The 17,414-nt window shown below is 66.5% G+C and carries 19 protein-coding genes; 10 read left to right on the forward strand and 9 right to left on the reverse strand.

From position 1 onward, the window contains the following. Positions 1 to 3: 3 nt before the first annotated feature. A complete protein-coding gene (locus tag AB4879_RS24040) occupies positions 4 to 570 on the forward strand; it encodes a TetR/AcrR family transcriptional regulator (protein ID WP_370509585.1) in 567 nt (188 codons plus the stop codon). On the opposite strand, the gene AB4879_RS24045 is transcribed toward AB4879_RS24040, so the two are convergent. After that, positions 567 to 1,208, reverse strand: a complete 642-nt coding sequence (locus tag AB4879_RS24045; RefSeq protein ID WP_370509586.1) for a TetR family transcriptional regulator — start codon at positions 1,206 to 1,208, stop codon at positions 567 to 569. The two genes, AB4879_RS24040 and AB4879_RS24045, sit on opposite strands and share 4 nt — an antisense overlap. A 61-nt stretch (positions 1,209 to 1,269) precedes the next feature. Here AB4879_RS24045 and AB4879_RS24050 point away from each other — a divergent pair, with 61 nt between their 5' ends. From AB4879_RS24050 to AB4879_RS24060, 3 genes are all read left to right on the forward strand, one after another. Then, positions 1,270 to 2,856: an Ig-like domain-containing protein gene (locus AB4879_RS24050; RefSeq protein WP_370509587.1), complete on the forward strand. Its 1,587-nt coding sequence runs from the start codon at positions 1,270 to 1,272 to the stop codon at positions 2,854 to 2,856. A 95-nt stretch (positions 2,857 to 2,951) separates the two neighbouring features. Continuing rightward, positions 2,952 to 3,467: a DUF4232 domain-containing protein gene (locus AB4879_RS24055; protein WP_370509588.1), complete on the forward strand. Its 516-nt coding sequence runs from the start codon at positions 2,952 to 2,954 to the stop codon at positions 3,465 to 3,467. Continuing rightward, on the forward strand, positions 3,467 to 3,952 hold the full coding sequence (locus tag AB4879_RS24060) for a pyridoxamine 5'-phosphate oxidase family protein (protein WP_370509589.1): 486 nt from the start codon (positions 3,467 to 3,469) through the stop codon (positions 3,950 to 3,952). Before AB4879_RS24055 ends, AB4879_RS24060 begins: the two co-directional genes overlap by 1 nt. Here the strand turns inward: AB4879_RS24060 and AB4879_RS24065 are convergent. From AB4879_RS24065 to AB4879_RS24075, 3 genes are read right to left on the reverse strand one after another with little or no spacing between them, the layout of a single operon-like run. After that, positions 3,949 to 5,295 carry an FAD-binding oxidoreductase gene (locus tag AB4879_RS24065; RefSeq protein ID WP_370509590.1) on the reverse strand — a complete coding sequence of 449 codons (1,347 nt, stop codon included), beginning with the start codon at positions 5,293 to 5,295 and terminating at the stop codon, positions 3,949 to 3,951. The two genes, AB4879_RS24060 and AB4879_RS24065, sit on opposite strands and share 4 nt — an antisense overlap. A gap of 2 nt (positions 5,296 to 5,297) precedes the next feature. Beyond that, positions 5,298 to 6,770, reverse strand: a complete 1,473-nt coding sequence (locus AB4879_RS24070; RefSeq protein ID WP_102806429.1) for an APC family permease — start codon at positions 6,768 to 6,770, stop codon at positions 5,298 to 5,300. Between the two features lie 42 nt (positions 6,771 to 6,812). Further along, on the reverse strand, positions 6,813 to 7,103 hold the full coding sequence (locus AB4879_RS24075; RefSeq protein WP_142391339.1) for a hypothetical protein: 291 nt from the start codon (positions 7,101 to 7,103) through the stop codon (positions 6,813 to 6,815). A 375-nt stretch (positions 7,104 to 7,478) separates the two neighbouring features. On the opposite strand from AB4879_RS24075, the gene AB4879_RS24080 reads away from it, so the two are divergent. Further along, the gene (locus AB4879_RS24080; protein WP_102806427.1) at positions 7,479 to 7,772 is read left to right on the forward strand and encodes a hypothetical protein; all 294 of its coding nucleotides are present in this window, start codon (positions 7,479 to 7,481) and stop codon (positions 7,770 to 7,772) included. A 3-nt stretch (positions 7,773 to 7,775) separates the two neighbouring features. Here AB4879_RS24080 and AB4879_RS24085 read toward each other — a convergent pair whose 3' ends face one another. Next, positions 7,776 to 8,936: a hypothetical protein gene (locus AB4879_RS24085; RefSeq protein WP_370509591.1), complete on the reverse strand. Its 1,161-nt coding sequence runs from the start codon at positions 8,934 to 8,936 to the stop codon at positions 7,776 to 7,778. Positions 8,937 to 9,091: 155 nt separating this feature from the next. Further along, positions 9,092 to 9,763, reverse strand: coding sequence for a class I SAM-dependent methyltransferase (locus tag AB4879_RS24090; RefSeq protein WP_370509592.1), 672 nt, complete (start codon positions 9,761 to 9,763; stop codon positions 9,092 to 9,094). A 197-nt stretch (positions 9,764 to 9,960) separates the two neighbouring features. Here AB4879_RS24090 and AB4879_RS24095 point away from each other — a divergent pair, with 197 nt between their 5' ends. The 3 genes from AB4879_RS24095 to AB4879_RS24105 all read left to right on the forward strand — a co-directional run bounded on the left by AB4879_RS24095 (position 9,961) and on the right by AB4879_RS24105 (position 12,392). Then, entirely contained in the window at positions 9,961 to 10,869 is a 909-nt protein-coding gene (locus AB4879_RS24095) for a cytochrome c biogenesis CcdA family protein (RefSeq protein WP_370509593.1), read from the forward strand. A 145-nt stretch (positions 10,870 to 11,014) separates the two neighbouring features. Beyond that, entirely contained in the window at positions 11,015 to 11,656 is a 642-nt protein-coding gene (locus AB4879_RS24100; protein ID WP_370509594.1) for a TetR/AcrR family transcriptional regulator, read from the forward strand. A gap of 4 nt (positions 11,657 to 11,660) precedes the next feature. After that, on the forward strand, positions 11,661 to 12,392 hold the full coding sequence (locus tag AB4879_RS24105; RefSeq protein ID WP_370509595.1) for an anti-sigma factor: 732 nt from the start codon (positions 11,661 to 11,663) through the stop codon (positions 12,390 to 12,392). Between the two features lie 80 nt (positions 12,393 to 12,472). Here AB4879_RS24105 and AB4879_RS24110 read toward each other — a convergent pair whose 3' ends face one another. After that, positions 12,473 to 13,126, reverse strand: coding sequence for a TetR/AcrR family transcriptional regulator (locus AB4879_RS24110; protein WP_370509596.1), 654 nt, complete (start codon positions 13,124 to 13,126; stop codon positions 12,473 to 12,475). 379 nt (positions 13,127 to 13,505) lie between these two features. On the opposite strand from AB4879_RS24110, the gene AB4879_RS24115 reads away from it, so the two are divergent. Further along, complete coding sequence (locus tag AB4879_RS24115; RefSeq protein ID WP_370509597.1) at positions 13,506 to 14,360, forward strand: NmrA/HSCARG family protein; 855 nt, start codon at positions 13,506 to 13,508, stop codon at positions 14,358 to 14,360. Positions 14,361 to 14,457: 97 nt separating this feature from the next. Then, positions 14,458 to 14,919, forward strand: a complete 462-nt coding sequence (locus AB4879_RS24120) for a cupin domain-containing protein (protein WP_370509598.1) — start codon at positions 14,458 to 14,460, stop codon at positions 14,917 to 14,919. Positions 14,920 to 15,007: 88 nt separating this feature from the next. Here AB4879_RS24120 and AB4879_RS24125 read toward each other — a convergent pair whose 3' ends face one another. Continuing rightward, entirely contained in the window at positions 15,008 to 16,234 is a 1,227-nt protein-coding gene (locus AB4879_RS24125; RefSeq protein ID WP_370509599.1) for a hypothetical protein, read from the reverse strand. Between the two features lie 41 nt (positions 16,235 to 16,275). Beyond that, positions 16,276 to 17,406 (reverse strand): phosphatase domain-containing protein, encoded by a 1,131-nt coding sequence (locus tag AB4879_RS24130; protein ID WP_370509600.1) that lies wholly within the window; start codon positions 17,404 to 17,406, stop codon positions 16,276 to 16,278. Positions 17,407 to 17,414 lie beyond the last annotated feature (8 nt).

The raw sequence follows: 17,414 nt of genomic DNA on the forward strand, positions 1-17,414 counted from the left end.
GGTGTGCCCAAACGCATCGACGAAGCCGGCCTGTTCCGGACGACTGTCGCGGTATTCGCCGAATGTGGCTACCGGGCCACCACGACACAGGAGATCGCAACGCGCGCGGGAGTCAACGAAGCGACCCTGTTCCGGCGCTACGGAGCCAAGGCGGCCCTGATCAACACGGCCTTGACGCACGTGTTGGCGGATTCATCGTTCGCGAGCGTGGCGATCAGTGACGACGTCACGGCGGATCTCACCGAGCTGGTGCGGTCCTATGTCGAGACCGCGCAACAATATGGCGGTGCGGTCGCGACGCTGCTCGCCGAGGTGCCCCGGAATCCGGAACTGCGCGATGCGATTTCGGCCTTGATGCCCAATCTCGTCAATGCCGCCGGGGTGATCGCGGCACATCAGGATGGCGGGCGACTGGCGGCGGGCGACCCTCTGCAGACGCTGGTGGCGTTGATCGCGCCGTTGCTTGTGTTTGGCCTCTGGGCGCGCACCGGGGCGACGCCGCAGGTTCCCGACCTCGATGCGGCCGGCGTGGTCGCTGAATTCCTGGACGGGCATCGCGCCCGCGGCTAGTTGGCGTGGGTGGTCGGCAGGCCGAGTTCGTCCGCCGGTGCGCTGAGGTAGCGCTGAACGCTGGGACCGATGAGCGTGACCACCTCGTCGGCGGTCAGCGTCGACAGCGGCGGTACCTGCATGACGTACCGCAGCATCGCCGTGCCGACCAGGCTCGTGGCGGCGAGCATCGCCCGCAGTCGGGCGTCATCCGCGCCTCCCAGGGCATCGGTGACCGCGGTCATCACATAACTGTGCAAGAACTCCCGAAATGCCTCGTGCGCATCACTGTTCGATGTCGCCGACTGCAGCATCGAGACCATGCTCGCAGCGGTGTCAGGTTGTTCCCAGATGGTCAGATAGGCACGGACGATGCGGAACCCCAGCTCGTCGTCATTGCCGGCGGTCAGCTGATCGGTGAACAATTCCGGGTCGAGAACCAGCTTCATCGACTCGCGGAAGAGTTCCGCCTTCGAGCCGAACAGATACAGCACCATCGACGGGTCCACATGGGCTTCGTCGGCGATCGCACGCAGGGTCGCCTTCTCGTATCCGTGTTGAGCGAATTGGTTCTTGGCTGCGCGCAGGACCACGTCCCGGGACACCGGTTCGCCGTGGCGTCGGCCGCGTCGCTTGTCCATCGCTGCACGTGAAGGCATGTCTGACGATATCATTTCAATATCCATTGAATTATTCCGGTAGTGGGTTTACGCTCTGCTCATGATTTCATCCGTCGTTGAAAAAAGCGCGCACGCGCAGCCGGGGCATGCGGCGGAGCCGGTACGCCGGAACGTGGGGGCCGCACGCGCGATCGGGTTTGTCGTAAGCCTGTCCGTCCTGGCGAGGACGGCAACGCTGCTGTTTTCGACCGCCTTCTTCGACGGGGCAGGAGTCGGCGCCGCGGTCACGGTATTGGTCTTCGGGGCGGCCGGAGGCGCGGTCCTGGCACACCGCCGATGGGGCCGACGGCCGTTCGGCGGTCCTGTTGTCTGGTTGGGTGCCGGCGCGATCACCGTCGGCATCGGCGCTGCGCTGGCGCAGGGTGCTGCGGTGGCGAACGCAGACACCGGGCACAGCGGCAGGAGTGGCGCCAGCGGTAACGCCGGACCTGCCTCATCTGCCCGTCATAGCGACGCCGTCAACGTCACGGTGCCGAGGACAATTCGGGCATCGGGTAACGCTTACCGCACGACTCCTGCGGGCTCGGCCACCAAGGACCTCCGCCCTCGTGACGTACTGCGCTGGTTCCGCCGCGAGTTGCACTACACACTGTTCAACAAACCCCCGGTGATCACACCCGTTCAACAGCCAGAGGACCCCGTGACCGGTGCCGTCACGGGTGATCTCCACGGCACCACCGGGTCCCGTGGTCCAGTGACTTACACAGTCGGCCAACCCGACAATGCGGTGGTCCACGTCGACCCAGATGGCACCTTCACCGTCCTCCCCGACGCGACCACCGCCCACCTTGGCGGGTCGGTGAACTTCACCGTCACCGCGGACAACGGCAGCGCGTACCGGTTGCCGGGCGTGCTGGGCCGCATCCAATCGGTAATCCACTACTACGCAAGACGATTGGGCATCAGCGGCAGCGACACCACGACCACGGTGGTGACCGTCGATGTCGCGCCCATCAACAAGCCCCCGACCGTCAGCGGCTATTCGGGTAGCACGTCCTCGATCGACGGCACGGTCTCCGGCCAGATCCAGGCCGATGATCGCAACCAGGACAGCCTCCACTTCAGCGGATCGACCACGAGCGCTGGCGGGGGAGCAGTCACCATCAACTCCGACGGTTCGTTCAGCTACGCGCCAACGTTCCAGATACGCCATGCCGCAGCCGCAGACAATGCGCCCGACACGGCGACCACCGACAGCTTCACCGTCACCGTCAGCGACGGCTACGGCGGTTCCGTCACCCAGACCATCACGGTGCCGGTGAGCGCCGTCAACCGAAACCCCAGCGGCGGCACTATCACCGACTTGGCCGTCGATGACGTCATCGGTGTCGTCTCCGGGTCCGTGATGGGGGTCACCGACCCGGACGCGGATGTGTTGAGCTACAGCTCGAATCCGACCACTACCGGCGGCGGCGTCGTCGACGTCTACGGGGACGGCTCATTCACCTACAACCCGACTGCCGACCAACGGCATCTCGCCGCGGCGTTGGGGGCCCCGTTCGCCGTAACCCACGACAGCTTCACTATTTCGGTCTCCGATGGCCACGGCGGCAGCACCGCGATCACGATCGTGGTTCCGGTTGCGCCGGAGGTCGACGAACCTCCCACCGGCGTCGCGGCGGGCTGACGGCGGCCAATATCGAGAACGGACACAGTGGCCACATAAAGGACTAGAGTTCGCTCGCCGGTCGAGGAGTCTCGAAGACGGAAGGCGGCTCGATGATGACGAGGTATGTACCGAAGGCTCTCGGGGTGCTGATTGCGCTCGCGGCCATCGGTTCGACAGCCCCGAGTCCGACCGCATCAGCCATGCCCGCGTGCACACCCGATGTCCTTCGTCTGAGCACCGGCGCGCCCGCGTCACCCGGCGATACGACGCAGATCCACTTCGACCTGATCGTCACGAACGTCTCGCCTCAGCCCTGTGAGGTGCAGGGGTATCCCGGCGTGGATCTCATCGGTCCCGACGATCCGAGGTGGGGTCCGGACTATCAGGTGCCGCAACAAGCCGACGCGGCGGTGCCGATCACGCTCCCACCGGGTGCCGCCGCCGCTAGCCGTCTCACGTTCCTGGCGGACCCGAATGGCTGGGTGCCGGACACCATCGCGGTGACTCTGCCGAATGCGCCTGGGCGGATGGACGTTCCCTGGATTCCCGGCCGGGTACCCGTTGCCCGGCAGGACGCGGCGAGTCATCCGGGCACGTACATCGGACCGCTGCAACCGGTGGCCGACTGATGGACACGCGGGAACTGGCGGCCGAGCTCAGCCATCCGGGCGCACGACAACTGTTGTCGGGGGCGATGGCTCGGCTCGCCTACAACGGACACGACGGCTTCCCGCGGGTCATTCCCGTCGGGTTCCACTGGACCGGTGAGCGGATCGTGGTGTCGACGGCGCCGACCTCGCCGAAAGCCCGGGCGTTGGCTTCCCGGCCGCAGGTCGCCGTAGCCATCGACGGCGGCTCGTCTCCGGAAGAAGCCAAGGCGCTGCTGGTGCGGGGCCTGGCAACCCTGGAAACAGTCGACGGCGTCACCGAGGAGTACCTCACGTCGGCGCGAAACACCATGAGCGGTGACGAACTCGCCGAGTTCGAACGCAACGTGAGGTCCACCTACCCGCAGATGGTGCGCATCTCGATCGAGCCGGTGTGGGCTCGCTTCTACGACTTCGGTTCCGGTCGCCTGCCCAAGTTCCTCGCGGAGCTGATGAACGGCGGCTAGGCCGTGATGCTCTGGGCGTAGCTGAACACGTTGTCGGGGTCGTAGGTCGCCTTGATCTGACGTAGCCGCTCGACCTTGCCGCCCCAGTAGGCGCGCTCCCAGTCCGGCATGCCGGCGTTCGGTACGTTGACGTAGGCGCCATTGACGTAGGGTGCCAACGCGTCAGTGAGTTCCGCGACCCACGCGAGGACCGCCTCGGTTTCCTCATCGGGGGCGGGCGGCCCGCCGCGAACACCCCAACCTGCACCTGGTTCGGCGTAGTACAACGCGCCGCGGTGCGCGAACGCCGACCCGCCTGAGGGCTCACTGTCGGCCAGCGCGCCACCGAACGCGTTGGTGAAGTAGTTGCACCCGTCGGGTGCCTTCGCCATGAATTCGGCAATGATGCCCACCGCGTCGGACGGTAAGGGCTCCGTCATGAACTGCGAGGAGAACTTCCAGTTCGCCGGTTCTTCTGTGATGGGGATCTGGAACCCGGCGTAGATCTCCGGCCACGTCGAGTCCTGCACGACGATATCAGGGCTCCCGATCGACAGCATCGGCGAAAGGAGCTGCAGCGCTTCGGCTTCCGTCCCGCCGGCAAGCAGGGCATGTAACCCGACCTTGTCGCCCTCGATCTCCAGCTGACTCGTCAGCCGAGGGTCCACGTACGGCGCGGACTGCTGCCAGGCCTCGAACACCGGCTGCAGTTCATCGAAGCCGGGCCACGTGGCGACGACGAAGATCGAGTGTGTCAGCGGATGAATGCGATACGTCAACGACGTGACGATGCCGAAGTTTCCGTTGCCCGCGCCCCGTAGCGCCCACAACAGGTCGGGGTTGTTGTGTTCGTCGGCGGTGATCACCTGGGCGCCGCCGTCGGCTGAGGCGACGACGATCTCGACCCCCAGCAGGTTGTCCGACGCCATTCCGTAGTTGCGTGTCAGCAGGCCGAAGCCGCCGCCGAGCGTGGCACCGACCAACCCGACGCTGCCTTCTGTTCCGGTGGGTGCCGCGAACCCCGCCTCGCCGAGTCCGGTGACCGCCTCGAGCTGATTGAGCCCCGCCCCGACGGTGGCGGTCCGGGCATGCGCGTCGATCGCCACCGATTTCAACCCGCTGACGTCGATCACGACGCCGCCGTCGACGCCAGACCAGCCTTCCAGGGCGTGGCCGCCGCTACGTACCCGGACGGCGAGTCCTTCCTGGCGTGCCCAGGTCAGTGCGTTGAGGACATCGTCTGTGCTGTAGGCGAATACGACGGCCTTGGGACGGTGGGTGAAGAAGTGGTTCCAGCCGCGGCTGGCAGCGGGGTAGTCGGCGTCGCCAGGGTGCACCACCCGGCCGGTCAGTACAGCAGCCATGATCACTCCACCTCCGCGAACATGTTGGGATCACCGGGCTCTTCCTCGAGCACCGAACGATTGAACGTCCACATGTAGAGGAAGTACAGCCCGCCGGCTGCAGACAACCCGAAGGCCAGCGCGATGGGCGCCCATCCCGGGGATGTCGTGATCACCACGAACAGTGAAATGATCACCCACACAAGCGCTCCGATCGCCACCGGCCATTCCCAGCGACCCAGATCGAATCCGCCCGGCCTGCGATCGAGCTTGTGGCGCGTCGCGAGATACAAGATGATCGTGAACAGGTAGGGGAGCATCGTGACGATCGCGCCGGCCATGATGAGTTGCAGCAGTGCGTCTCCCGGCATGAGCGCCATCAGGATCACACCGACGGCCAGGACCAGGAATGTCGCGGGTATCGGTGTGCGGGTGCGCGGGTTGACCCGGCCCATCACCTTGTGGGCGGGAAAGCGCCCGTCGCGCGACATGGCGTAGATGTAGCGTGCTCCCGACACCATGGCAACCAAGGCGGCCCCGAAGAATGCGAGGGCGATCGCGGCCAGCAGCGGCCGCTCGAAGCCCGGTCCGAAGCGCTGGTTCATGATCTCGGCGACCGGCGATTCGGTGTTGGAGACCTTGGCCATGTCGGTGATCGACACGGTCAGGATGATGACGAACACCATCCCCAGTACCGAGGCTGCGATGACCGAGCCGATGATCGCCCGCGGAACGGTGCGCGTCGGATTCTTGGCTTCCTCAGCCATATTCGATGCCGTCTCAAAACCGACAAGCGTCGACAACCCCATGATCGATGCCGCCATCAATCCGCCGCCAATGACCCAGAAGTTCGGGTTACCTTCGGTGATGCCGCGGGAGAACAGGTTCGCCGGTTCCGCGTTGCCACTCACCATGATCGCGATGGTCAGGGCGACACCGATCACGAGCAGGATCGCCAGCTCGACCCCGACCGACAGTGAGTTGACCCAACCGACGATGCGCGTCGCGGCGACGGCCAGGACGAACTGAATGACCAACAGCGCCACCGTCATCAGTCGCGCGGTGGTTTCACTGGGCTCCATCCCGAACAACGGCATCAGGCACTGGCTGGCCAGGGCGTTGTCGATGGTCACCGGACTGGCGACCGCACTCAGAACGGCCAGCCAACCGAAGGCCCAGCCGAGTTTCGGGCTCGCCAGCCGCGACGCCCACGCGTAGGACGACCCGCTGAGCGGGATGCGCGCAGCGAATTGCGCGTACACCAACGCCACCAGAATCTGTCCGATCGCGACGATGGGGAACAGCCAGATGCCAATCGGGCCCGAATCCCGCAATACGTCGTCATAGGTGGCGAAGATTCCCACCGCGACCGACAGGGAAGCAAACGAAATGGCAAACACCTGAAAGCCATTCAGTGTTCGCTTGAGTTCCGGCTCGTAGCCGCAGTCTTCGCAGAAGTCGTCGGCGGCTTCGTCGCCCGCTATTACCTGCGTCATTTTGCCCGTCCTTGCACTGGTGGGAGGTAGGTGTGCGCGGGCTCAGTTACCGCGATGGGTCGTGGCCGTGTGGGTGGCGCCGGCCGGGGGAGCCGTGTGGGCCGAGCCTGGAATGTGGGTGCCGCTGTCGTCGCCATGGATCGGGATCGGGTGATCCCGGGGAAAGACCTCTTGGTCGCCGCGGTCGTCGGACCGGAGTTGGTGGGTCCCGGTCGCCGGTCCCGAGGGGTCGGCCTGGGCCACACCGGAGCCGATGCCGAGAGCTGCAGCAGTGATGCCGCCGAAGAGCGCGCCGTAGGCGGCCAACCTGGTGATGCCGGTGATCGTGTTCATGCTGTTGAACGTATGGCGCATGGACACACCGGTTCTTCGGCTGAACTATGTGTTCGCAGAATGCGGTATGGGTCAAATGATGTAGGGAGCCCGGTCATGCGCTCGGGTCGGACGGCCCCGTCGCCGCCAACCCGCCTACCCCTCCGATGTGGTTGATGGCGGTACGTGATGGCTGATCGGTAGCGCGTTGTAATGCCATACGCATGCCTCCCGGCGAGTAGTCGACGGAGTGTAGCGGGCAAAGGCGTTGTTGCGACGCGACTCCGGCAAAGCGAGCACCGACAACGTGAATATGAGGTGAGCGCGCCGGTACCAGTTGGCGAGCAGTGCGCCGATTCACGCGTCCAGCGCCCCGAAAAGGGTTATGAATCAACAATGAGCAACCACCACGTGAACCTGACACCGCAGGAAGACTCGCTGATCGGCGAGAGCCAACCGGAAGCGCTGGCCCGCATGGACGCCAAGCAGCTCAAGGAATTGCAGAGTCGGCTCCGGCAGGCGCGGGAGAAGAACTTCAGCCTGTTGCGGCGCCAGGGCGCCGCTCGAGTGGAGACCGAGGGTGGCCGCGGCGCCGCGCAGCCGGCCAATGAGAAACGTTCGGAAAAGGTGGAGGTCTTCGATGAGGCGCTGGTTCGGGTGACCGAGCGTCTCGACGCTATCGCCGAGTAGCAGCTACCGGGCGGGGTCTCCGGGGCGCCCGCCCCGCCCACCGATGCCGCCGTTTCCGCCGGTGCTTCCGTTGGGCGGACTTCCGGCCCTGGCTCCTCGACCGGCTATGGTTCCGCCGACGCCCAGCCCGCCGTTGGCCCCTGAGCCACCGGCACCGCCCGGCCCCGAGTTGCTGTTTCCGCCTTTGCCGCCATAGCCGCCCGAGCCGCCGACGATTCCGCCGTTCCCACCGCCGCCTCCGCTGCCGCCGTTTCCGCCGGTGCCGGTGGTCGCGCTGCCGCCCTGACCCCCGACTCCGCCTGAACCGCCCGAGATTCCGCCGGCACCCCCAGCGCCGCCCTCACCGCCCAACCCGCTGACCCCGCCGGTGGTGCCGCCGCCGGTGCCGCCGTCGCCGCCACCGCCGCCGACGCCGAAAATGCCGCCCGTGCCACCGACGCCGCCTTGGCCGCCCTTGAAAGATCCTCTGTTACTACCGTTTCCGCCGGCACCGCCGAATCCGCCACGGCCGTCTATCGCACCGCCGTTGCCGCCGCGACCGCCTTGCCCGCCTGCTCCGCTGGTGCCGGCGTCGCCTCCTTGCCCGCCGTCGCCGCCACCGTGGAAGAGTCCGCCGTTCCCGCCGGCGCCCCCGCCCCCACCATTGCTGATGACGACGGTGACGCCGAGGCCGCCGTCACCACCGTTGCCGCCCTGACCTCCGACACCACCGAACAGCCCGGATTCGCCACCGCGGCCACCGGTGCCGCCGTTACTGCCCGGGGATCCCGCACCGGCGGAACCGCCGTTGCCTCCGTGGCCGCCGAACACGCCGCCGTCGCCGCCGCGGCCGCCAGCGCCGCCGCCGCTCGCGCCGAAGCCGCCGTCGCCGCCGTCGCCCGACAGCACACCACCGCGGCCGCCGTCGCCCCCGTCGATGTGCTCGGAGGTCCCGCCGCCGCCCCGTCCACCAGAGCCGAACAGGCCGGCGCTGCCGCCGCGGCCGCCGTTGGCGCCCTCGCCGCCATTGCCGAGAAGCCAGCCGCCATTGCCGCCGTTGCACGCGGTGCCACACGTCGCCGGGTCGGGGCTGTATCCGTTCCCGATCAACAGCCCGCCGTTGGGATGCTCGGCAGTACCGTCGCCGACGAGCATGATCGGGGCGGGCGCGACAGACACAAACATGGCATGACCCGGGCGGCTGTCGCCACAGGAGTGAATGTCCGAATTACATTGTGGTGCAGCACTTGCCGGGGCTGTCGCCGCGAATGCGACGACAACGTAGCCGGTCCCGGCGATCGCTGCGCCCGCGACGCCGCCGCGTAGATCACGCAAGGTCGTCATACAGTGGCCTGCCCGATGGCGAGTGGATGGACGACGGCCGGCATCCCGTGCCACACCGCGGCATCGGCCCTCACCGTGAACCCGCAGGCCCGCATCAACTGCAGGGTCGGGCGGTTACATACGCATCCGCCCGCGAAGCCGCGCCATGGCCGCAGCATCACGTCCTGAAACGCCGCAAGGAGACGCGAGCCCGAGCGGATGTGTTCGATGAACAACAGCTGCCCGCCCGGTCGTAGGACGCGGGCGATTTCCCGCAACGCAGCCTCGGGGTCGGGGACGGTACACAAAACCAGCGTCGAGACGACGGTGTCGACCGAGGCGTCGGGGAACGGCAGGTGCAGGGCGGACGCATCAGAGATCCGCGCGGCGCGCCCGACCCGTTCGAGCCGCCGGGCGAGTGCGCGGCGCATCGCTGGTTCGGGCTCGGTGAGCACGAGCTCGTCGACGCCATCGGGGTAGTGCGGGAGGTTCAGCCCCGTTCCGGCGCCGATCTCGACCACCCGCCCGCGCGCGCCGGCCACCAGCTCGCGCCGCCGGCGCCGCATGCCGACCAGTTCGCCCAGCCAGACGAACGGGTCATATACCAGCGCCATGACGCGCAGCCACACCGCGTAGGTGGGCGTGGGCTGTTCATCGGTACGGGAATCGTCGCGGGCAGTCTCGGTCATGTCGAGAACGTACGGTTGCGGCCCGTCGCCCCGCATCGCTCAACCCGGCCATCTTGCGGGGATGGCCCGTTCAGGTCACCCGAGACAGACCGCCGCCCTCGAGTGCGGGAAATCAGGTGAACCCAGAAGCGCTGTGGCTCGTGTCGTAGCAGACGACAGTTCGGGTCGCCCACCAAGACAGGGGTCTCAGGCGCATCGTGGAACAAGGTCTGATGGGACTCGCTTTCGGCGCCGGGTTGGTGGCTGTGCTCAACCCGTGCGGTTTCGCGATGCTGCCGGTCTACATGACGCTGGTGGTGCGCGGCGATGCCACGGGTCAGCTCACCGCGGTGCGCCGAGCCGCGGTGGCAACGATCGAGATGGTGCTGGGTTTCATGACTGTGTTCGGTGTCTTCGGCGTGCTCACGGTCTCGGCGGCCGCTGCTGTGCAGCAATACCTGCCGTACGTCACGGTGGCGATCGGCGTCGTCCTCGTCGTCCTGGGGATCTGGTCGCTGGCCGGTCGGCACCTACCCGGCCTCAACCCGGTGACCCAAAGCAGCCGATGGGCGCCGACAGTGCGCGGCGGTTCGATGTTCGGCTACGGCGTCGGATATGCGATTGCGTCCCTGTCCTGCACGATCGGGCCTTTTCTGGCCGTCACCGCGGCCGGCTTCCGCAGCGGGCTGATGGTCAACGGGTTGGTGACCTATCTGGCGTACGCGGCGGGGATGTCGCTGATCGTCGGCGTCCTGGCCATCGCCGCCGCATTCGCCAACCCGATCGGGGTGTACCGGCTGCGTCGAATCCTGCCCTATATCAACAGGTTCGGTGGCTTCTTGGTGCTGATCGTGGGGTTGTACGTCGGCTACTACGGTGTCTACGAGATACGCGTCTTCAGCGGCGCCGCGGCACCACGAGACCCGGTGATCGCCGGCGCCGGACGCATTCAAGGCGGTCTGGCCGAGTGGGTGCACGGCCACGGCGGCCATCCCTGGCTCGCGGCGTTGGCGGTGCTGATGCTGAGCGCGTTTGCGGTGTCCTGGACCAGGCGGCTGCGCCGAACCGCCAAGGTTCGCCGCGTACTGCGGCTTCATTCCGGCGGTTTCAGTCCGTCGTCGTCGTGACCGACTGAGTTGTGACCGACTGGGTCGTGACCGACTGAAATCCCTTGGTTTCCTGCTGAACCAACCGGAATCGCCACTCGTGACTCAAAAAAGAGGACACTGAGTGCGCGATCAGGGAAAGTTCATCACAGAACAAGGAGTGTCGATGTCGACACCAACGGTTGAGGCGAACGACGGTGTCGGGCCGCCCGAGGTCACGCCCGGCGACGCCCGGCAGCGGATCTTGGAGGCGACGGTCGAATGCTTCCGCGCCCACGGGTACGAGAAGTCGTCGATGCGCCTGATCGCCAACACGGCCAAGGTGTCCCAGACGCTGCTGCACTATCACTTCGAAACCAAAGAGAAGCTCTTCGACGCCGCCATCAACGATGTGGCGACGAAACTGTTCGCCACGGCAGCGACCCAGCTGGTGCCCGCAGAGTCGGTCGGCGACGGGCTGGCTGACGCTGCCGGCCTGCTGTACACCCTGTTCATCGACAATCTCGACACGGTCACCTTCGTCGTCGAGTTCGGGGCGGCTGCCAACCACAACGAATTCCTGCGCACCGCCTACCTCGAATTCCGGGACACCCAGCGGCGGCAGTTCGCCGGGCTGCTGCGCTCCATTGCCGGTGATGCGGCGCCGGAACATGTGATCGACGAATCGGTGCGACTCATGGAGGTTGTGCTGCTGGGGATGTCGATGCAGCGCCCTTTCGCGTCCGATCAGGACCGGTTGCGCGGCGACTTCGACAGCTTTGTCATCATGCTCATCACCCGGCTCTTCGAGGGCTTGGCCTCGGGGTGACGTGATGACCACAGTCGACGGTCCGTCGTCACCCGGCGACACCCACCCGTACGCGCTGTGGGATGCGGCGTATGTTCTCGGCTGCCTGTCGCCGGCGGAGCGGCGCGATTTCGAGACACACCTGATGGGCTGCCCGTCGTGCGTTGATGCCGTCAGTGATCTCAGCGGTATGCCTGCGCTCTTGGCGCAGATCGACCGCGGTTACGTCGACACCCTTGACGATCGAGGTGGCCAGGCCTGGCTGCCGCCGCTGCGGGATGAATTGCTGGCCGAGGTCACTGCGCGACGGCGTCGCTCGAGGACGGCGACGTGGGCGTGGTCCGGGGCGGCCGCGTTGGTCGTCGGCCTTACCGTGGTTGCCCTTCAGTCGAACCCGATGGTGGTGACACCTGCACCGGTCGAAGCCTCCGCGCTCACGATGACGCCGGTGACGCCGGTTCCTCTGACTGCCACAGTCACTCTCACCCGCCGGAGCTGGGGGACCCGCATCGAGATGCACTGCCTCTATGAGGCGGGACCGATGGACCTCGGCCATGACGGCGGTGAGGTGACCGACACACTGGCGATGGTGGCGGTCGGTCGCGATGGGAGCCGCACCCAGCTGGCGACCTGGACGGCACGGATCGCGATACCGGCATCGCCTGCTGGCAGCACATCGATGCCTGTCGACGACATTGCCGCAGTCCAAATCGTTTCCGTCGACGCGGGTGCGGTGTTGCTCGAACGCGACCTCTGACGCTGCTGCCGGGCCGAATTTCTTGGACGTGACGCGCCAACGTTTGCCCACGCGCCTTACCTTCAGATCTGCCTGCGCCCTCAGTCTGCGTTGGCGGCGAACTGAGCTTCGAGGTCGTCGCGGGTGACCGGTGGTCCCGGGAGCGGTGCTTGGTCAGGTGATCGCAGACCTCGAACGAACAAGCTGAGGTGGCGGCGGCCGATGGCGGGCCACGCGGGACCGTGGGGCAAAGGCTGGCCGGTCATGACCGCACAGACGATGACGTCAGTGGCGTTGACGTCGGGGTGCACCGTCCCGGCCGTGCGACCCTCGGCGAGGAAGTGTTCGAGGGAGGCGTTGATTCGTCGACGGGCGGCGACGGCCGCCTCGGAAGTTAGGGGCGGCGCTCCGCGCAGGGGCAGCACCAGCTGGTGGCCGAGGTTCAAACTTTCGATCAGGTAGGTCTCTACCGCGTCGGCGCCGGTCTGCCCGGACTCCTCGATCCGATCGAGGATGTCGATGAGCATGTCGTACGAGCGGTGCTCCAGGGCGTGCAGCAGCGCCGTGCGGTCCGGGAACCCGCGATAGAAGGTGCCGACACCGACGCCGGCGGCCTTCGCGATGTCGGCGAGCGGAATGTTGAGTCCCTGATGGGCCATCGCGTCGGCCGCGGCGCGCAGAATCTTCTCTCGGTTTACGAGCGCATCGCGCCGGACCGCGCGCCGACGTGGCTGCGGGGACAACTCAGCGGTCATCCCTCGAGTGTCACACAACACCTGCATCGTCTGACGAGCACGACATGGCGATTCGAACGTTGCCGTTCACGAAGCGCTAGCCGCAGGGAGTCGACTCAGCCGGGCTGCAGGCAAGCCACCGGCGATGCCAGGTCTGTCTGCGGCAAAAGACGTTGAAGCACAATCGATCTCTGAGTTCTGCGCGGCCGCGCCAAGATCGACCACGGGGTTGGTCGGCGCGAAATCCGGACGGCCCGGATCGAATCCTTGCGGCGGCAGCGACTTCGTATTGCCGGAACGCCGGCCGCGACCTACCCTATCGTTATGCGGAATAATTCGTCCGCTCCTGATCGTCGCCGCATCCGCGCGACACAGCTGCGGCCCGTGATCGGAGAAGAGTGTGGCGCTATCTGGTGTGGTCGCCGTCGTTGGAGCAACCGGGCAGCAGGGCGGTGCCACCGCGCGGGCTCTGCTGAGCGCTGGGGTGGCGGTACGGGCGCTGGTCCGCGACCCGCAGAAACCGGCTGCGCAGGCGCTGGTAGCTGCCGGAGCCAAACTGGCCATCGCTGATTTCGACGACTCGGCAAGTGTTCGCACGGCCTTCGAGGGCGTCGAACGTGTCTTCGCGATGACGACGATGACATCGGGCCGTGGCACGGAGGGTGAGATCAACGATGGCATCCTCATCGCGGATGCGGCCAAGTCTGCCGGAGTCGAGCATCTCGTGTACAGCTCGGTGGGCGGCGCGGAGCGGCACACCGGGATCCCGCACTTCGAGAGCAAGCGCCGCGTCGAGGAGTACATCGAAAGCCTGGAAATACCAGCCACATACGTGCGGCCGACGTTCTTTTATGACAATCTGCTGAGCCAGTCGTCGAACTTTGAGGCGAACGATATAGTCGTGCGCCTTCCGATGCCCGACGGTGTTCCGCTGCAAATGGTGGCCGTCAGCGACATCGGCGCCGTCGCCGGCGCTGTGCTCATCGACCCGTCTCGTGTCCCCACGGGAGCGGTCGAGATCGCCGGCGACGAGCTGACCGGCTCGCAGATCGCCGACGTCTTCGGACGCCGGGCGGCACAACCAGCTCGTTTCGAAGCTCTGCCGACAACCGATGCCGGAGATGACGACCTGCGCGCGATGTTCACGTGGTTCTCCACGCCGCCGTCCTACCAAGCAGATCGGGCGCTCACCGCGGAACTCGCCCCTTCTGTGCAGACATTCGAACAGTGGCTCGATCAGCGCTGGAACCGATGATCAGCCCGACCTGGCAGTTCGGCCGGCGCGGGGCCTGGAACCCGCATAAACACAGGACGTCTGGCTGTCCTATCACGAGAGGCGACGCGATATGAGCATGGCATACCTGGCTCAACCCGAACAGCAGCAAAAACTGGAATGGCTCGATGGTGGCACGCTGGCGATCTTGCTGGACGGCAAGGCAACTGACGGCCAATTAATGGTCGGACGGTTTGACGTCGGCGAAGGTGAGGCGCCGCCGTACCACAAGCACACCCGCGAAGACGAGGTTTTCATGCTGATCAAGGGAACGGCATTGGTTTGGGTCGATGACCAAGAGATGGAGCTATCCGAGGGTGGGATCGTGTTCTTGCCCAAGAACATTCCGCACGCTTACCGCATCACATCGAAGACGGCTGACTTGCTGATGATCAATACTCCGGCGGGGATCGAGGGCATGTTCCGGCATTCTGGGCGCGATCGGGCGACGCCGCGACCGGACGACTTCGAGATCACGCCTTCGAAGATGGCCGAAGGGGCAAGGGAATTCGGCCAGATCATTCTTGGCCCCCCACGTTGACGTTCCGTCCGAGCGGGTCTTACCCGGTGGGGTGTGCGCCAAGGAGGAACCTCGTGGACGGTTCTGGCGCCGGGCGCGCTCCAAAAACTTAGACGACAACAACTTTCGGTATGGTGCCCGGAGCGGCGCTCGAGGCCAGGCCGGCGAAGTACGCGCCTGACCACATCCACAGTCCCGCTTGCAGCCGCAGTGAGCTGCGACCGATGGCCGCATCGCCGTCGGCGTAGGCGGTCATGCTGGACAGTACGGCGGCCTTGCTGACCATCAGGTATGCCGAACTCAGCTGCACCAGTGCGGTATACGAAGCGGGGGAGAAGCCGGCTTGGGCCAGCCCTTCCCAGACGAACCGCCCCGCGCCGGTAGCTCCTTGGAGCACGCTGGTCCACATCGACATCTCCGCCCAGCCGGGCGTGGCCGGGTCGTCGAGCTTGCCCAGTGCGCTGTCGTAACGCGTGGCGAGTTCCAACGGGAACGCCGTCGAGTTGCACGCCAGAAAGCCGCTGCAGGCCAATGTGTCCTGCATCGACGGCACGCCCGCCGGCGGATGCTCCAGTACCACCTGCAGATAGCCGCGGTTGTACCCGTAGAGCGCCAGCAGCACCGGCACCGAGACGTGTGCGACCGCGGAGACGACCCAATCCGGCGCACTGGCCGCCGCGCCCGTCAACCCGGCCGACACCGCGTCGAACAACCGGATGCCGATCGCCGACGGGGACAGGTCGATTGCCGGGAACGGCCCAGGGGGTGCCGGGATCGCCGGGGTGCTGGTGGGGCTGGCGTGCAGGTTGTCGCGCAACCAGATTCCGCCGAAGTAGCCCGATGCCGCCAGGTTGCCCATCAGCAACCGCACCTGGGGTGCCGGTATGTTGTCCTCGGCCAGCGCGTCCAGACTCTTGACGGCCAGGTCGCCGAAGAAGAACCGTGCGCTGTCGGCCGGATCACCGCCGGCGGCAACGAAATTCGTGGCAAACGGCTTCATGAATCCGGTGGACACCGTGAACGACGCGCCACTGACGACCGGCATCGGCGGCAGTGTCACCGATACTGTGGTCGCCACAGTCGTTGTCGCAGTCGACTTTTCGATCGATCGGGGAGCCGAGCGTGCGGCCAGTCGTGCGGCCGGGTGGTGACTGTCACTGCGGGCCGGCGCGGGTCGGCCGGCCTGCCGCGCCGACTTGGCGGCGGGCTTCGTCACCGACTTCTGGGCAGCGGATCCGGCGTCGGGAGCGGCCGAGGCCACCCCGTGCCCGAGGAAGAGCCCAGCGCCGATCCCGAGCGCGAGCACACCGCCTGCGAAATACCCCGATGCCTGCACGCTGCAGAGACTATCAGTTCAGCAAATATTGATGTCGGTGTTCAGTCGTTCAGTTCGGCGCGCACCTCGGCGACCGTGTCTTCGTCGCAGAGACGCAGACTGCGGGCCAGTTCGGCGGCCTGCCCGGCGTCTGCCACCAGGTGCATCGGAATGCCCTCGTCGCGCAGCGCCTGCGCGTGCTCGCGCAATGACACGTTGCGCTCGTCGTCGTCGGCGCCGACCTGCCGGATGATGGCCGCGAGCACCCGTCCGGGGAATTCGCGCGCCACCTCCTCGTAGATCAGCGGATCGCGCTGACCGCTGTCGCCGATCACGATGAAACGCATCCGCGGATAGGCCTCGAACAGCCGGCGCACGGCGGCTCGTTTGTGCTCGGCACCGCTGCGTCGCAGGTAGCGCTCGGTCGGGCCCCAGTCGGTGAGGAACATCGGACCTGGCGGAAAGGCGCGCAATTCCACGAACTGTTCCAGCATCGAATAGAACGACCAGCTGCCCGTCGAGACGTAGAAGAACGTGGGTTGCGCTCGACGGCTGCCGGTGCGGCTCTCGACACCGCGGGCCAGACCGCGGTAGAACGGCGCCATGCCGGGGATCGCCCTGCGTTGCTCCACAGCGTGCAGCAAGGTCCTGGCGACCATCGCCACACCCTCGGTCAGGCCGGTGAGAAGAATGGTGTCGTCGATGTCGGAGATCACCAGATAGGGCGCGGCCAGCGACGGTTTCATCACCCAGCCGGTGCCGACGGCCGGTTCGTCGTCGCCGATCCCCGCGGCGACCGCCTCCGCCGTGTGCCAGCCGACCCGCAGCTTGGGCACCGGCAGTGAGAAGTTGGCGAAGCCGTGGCTGTCGGTGACCTCGGTGGCCCGATGCCTGCCGATGCGCAGCTCGACCTCGGTACCGACGATGGACAACGTCGCGTGCCGTCGCACATTGCTCTGCGCGACGTCCCAGTACGGGATCCTGCTGTCGCCGGGCAACTCCGGTGTCTCCATCACCCGGACCCGGACCTTGGCGACGTCCTCGGCCACATACCCGCGGTAGACCACGACGTGAACACCACGGAAGGCGCCCAACTGCACCTTGAGGTCACGACGTCGTTCGGTGAGCTTGCCCTCCAGCCCGGCCACAACGGCGGTCAGATCCGATGTGATCCGGCGAGGCAGACGAGGCATGGGAACAG

Source organism: Mycobacterium sp. SA01, assembly GCF_041287105.1.
Lineage (GTDB): Bacteria > Actinomycetota > Actinomycetes > Mycobacteriales > Mycobacteriaceae > Mycobacterium.

Excerpts from the sequence above, each read along its gene's own strand:
- AB4879_RS24075 (WP_142391339.1), bottom strand. The coding sequence starts at position 7,103 with ATGAACACGATCACCGGCATCACCAGGTTGGCCGCCTACGGCGCGCTC.
- AB4879_RS24105 (WP_370509595.1), top strand. The coding sequence starts at position 11,661 with ATGACCACAGTCGACGGTCCGTCGTCACCCGGCGACACCCACCCGTAC.
- AB4879_RS24080 (WP_102806427.1), top strand. The coding sequence starts at position 7,479 with ATGAGCAACCACCACGTGAACCTGACACCGCAGGAAGACTCGCTGATC.
- AB4879_RS24110 (WP_370509596.1), bottom strand. The coding sequence starts at position 13,126 with ATGACCGCTGAGTTGTCCCCGCAGCCACGTCGGCGCGCGGTCCGGCGC.
- AB4879_RS24060 (WP_370509589.1), top strand. The coding sequence starts at position 3,467 with ATGGACACGCGGGAACTGGCGGCCGAGCTCAGCCATCCGGGCGCACGA.
- AB4879_RS24090 (WP_370509592.1), bottom strand. The coding sequence starts at position 9,763 with ATGACCGAGACTGCCCGCGACGATTCCCGTACCGATGAACAGCCCACG.
- AB4879_RS24055 (WP_370509588.1), top strand. The coding sequence starts at position 2,952 with ATGACGAGGTATGTACCGAAGGCTCTCGGGGTGCTGATTGCGCTCGCG.
- AB4879_RS24065 (WP_370509590.1), bottom strand. The coding sequence starts at position 5,295 with ATGGCTGCTGTACTGACCGGCCGGGTGGTGCACCCTGGCGACGCCGAC.
- AB4879_RS24070 (WP_102806429.1), bottom strand. The coding sequence starts at position 6,770 with ATGACGCAGGTAATAGCGGGCGACGAAGCCGCCGACGACTTCTGCGAA.
- AB4879_RS24085 (WP_370509591.1), bottom strand. The coding sequence starts at position 8,936 with ATGTTTGTGTCTGTCGCGCCCGCCCCGATCATGCTCGTCGGCGACGGT.
- AB4879_RS24120 (WP_370509598.1), top strand. The coding sequence starts at position 14,458 with ATGGCATACCTGGCTCAACCCGAACAGCAGCAAAAACTGGAATGGCTC.
- AB4879_RS24045 (WP_370509586.1), bottom strand. The coding sequence starts at position 1,208 with ATGCCTTCACGTGCAGCGATGGACAAGCGACGCGGCCGACGCCACGGC.
- AB4879_RS24130 (WP_370509600.1), bottom strand. The coding sequence starts at position 17,406 with ATGCCTCGTCTGCCTCGCCGGATCACATCGGATCTGACCGCCGTTGTG.
- AB4879_RS24050 (WP_370509587.1), top strand. The coding sequence starts at position 1,270 with ATGATTTCATCCGTCGTTGAAAAAAGCGCGCACGCGCAGCCGGGGCAT.
- AB4879_RS24100 (WP_370509594.1), top strand. The coding sequence starts at position 11,015 with ATGTCGACACCAACGGTTGAGGCGAACGACGGTGTCGGGCCGCCCGAG.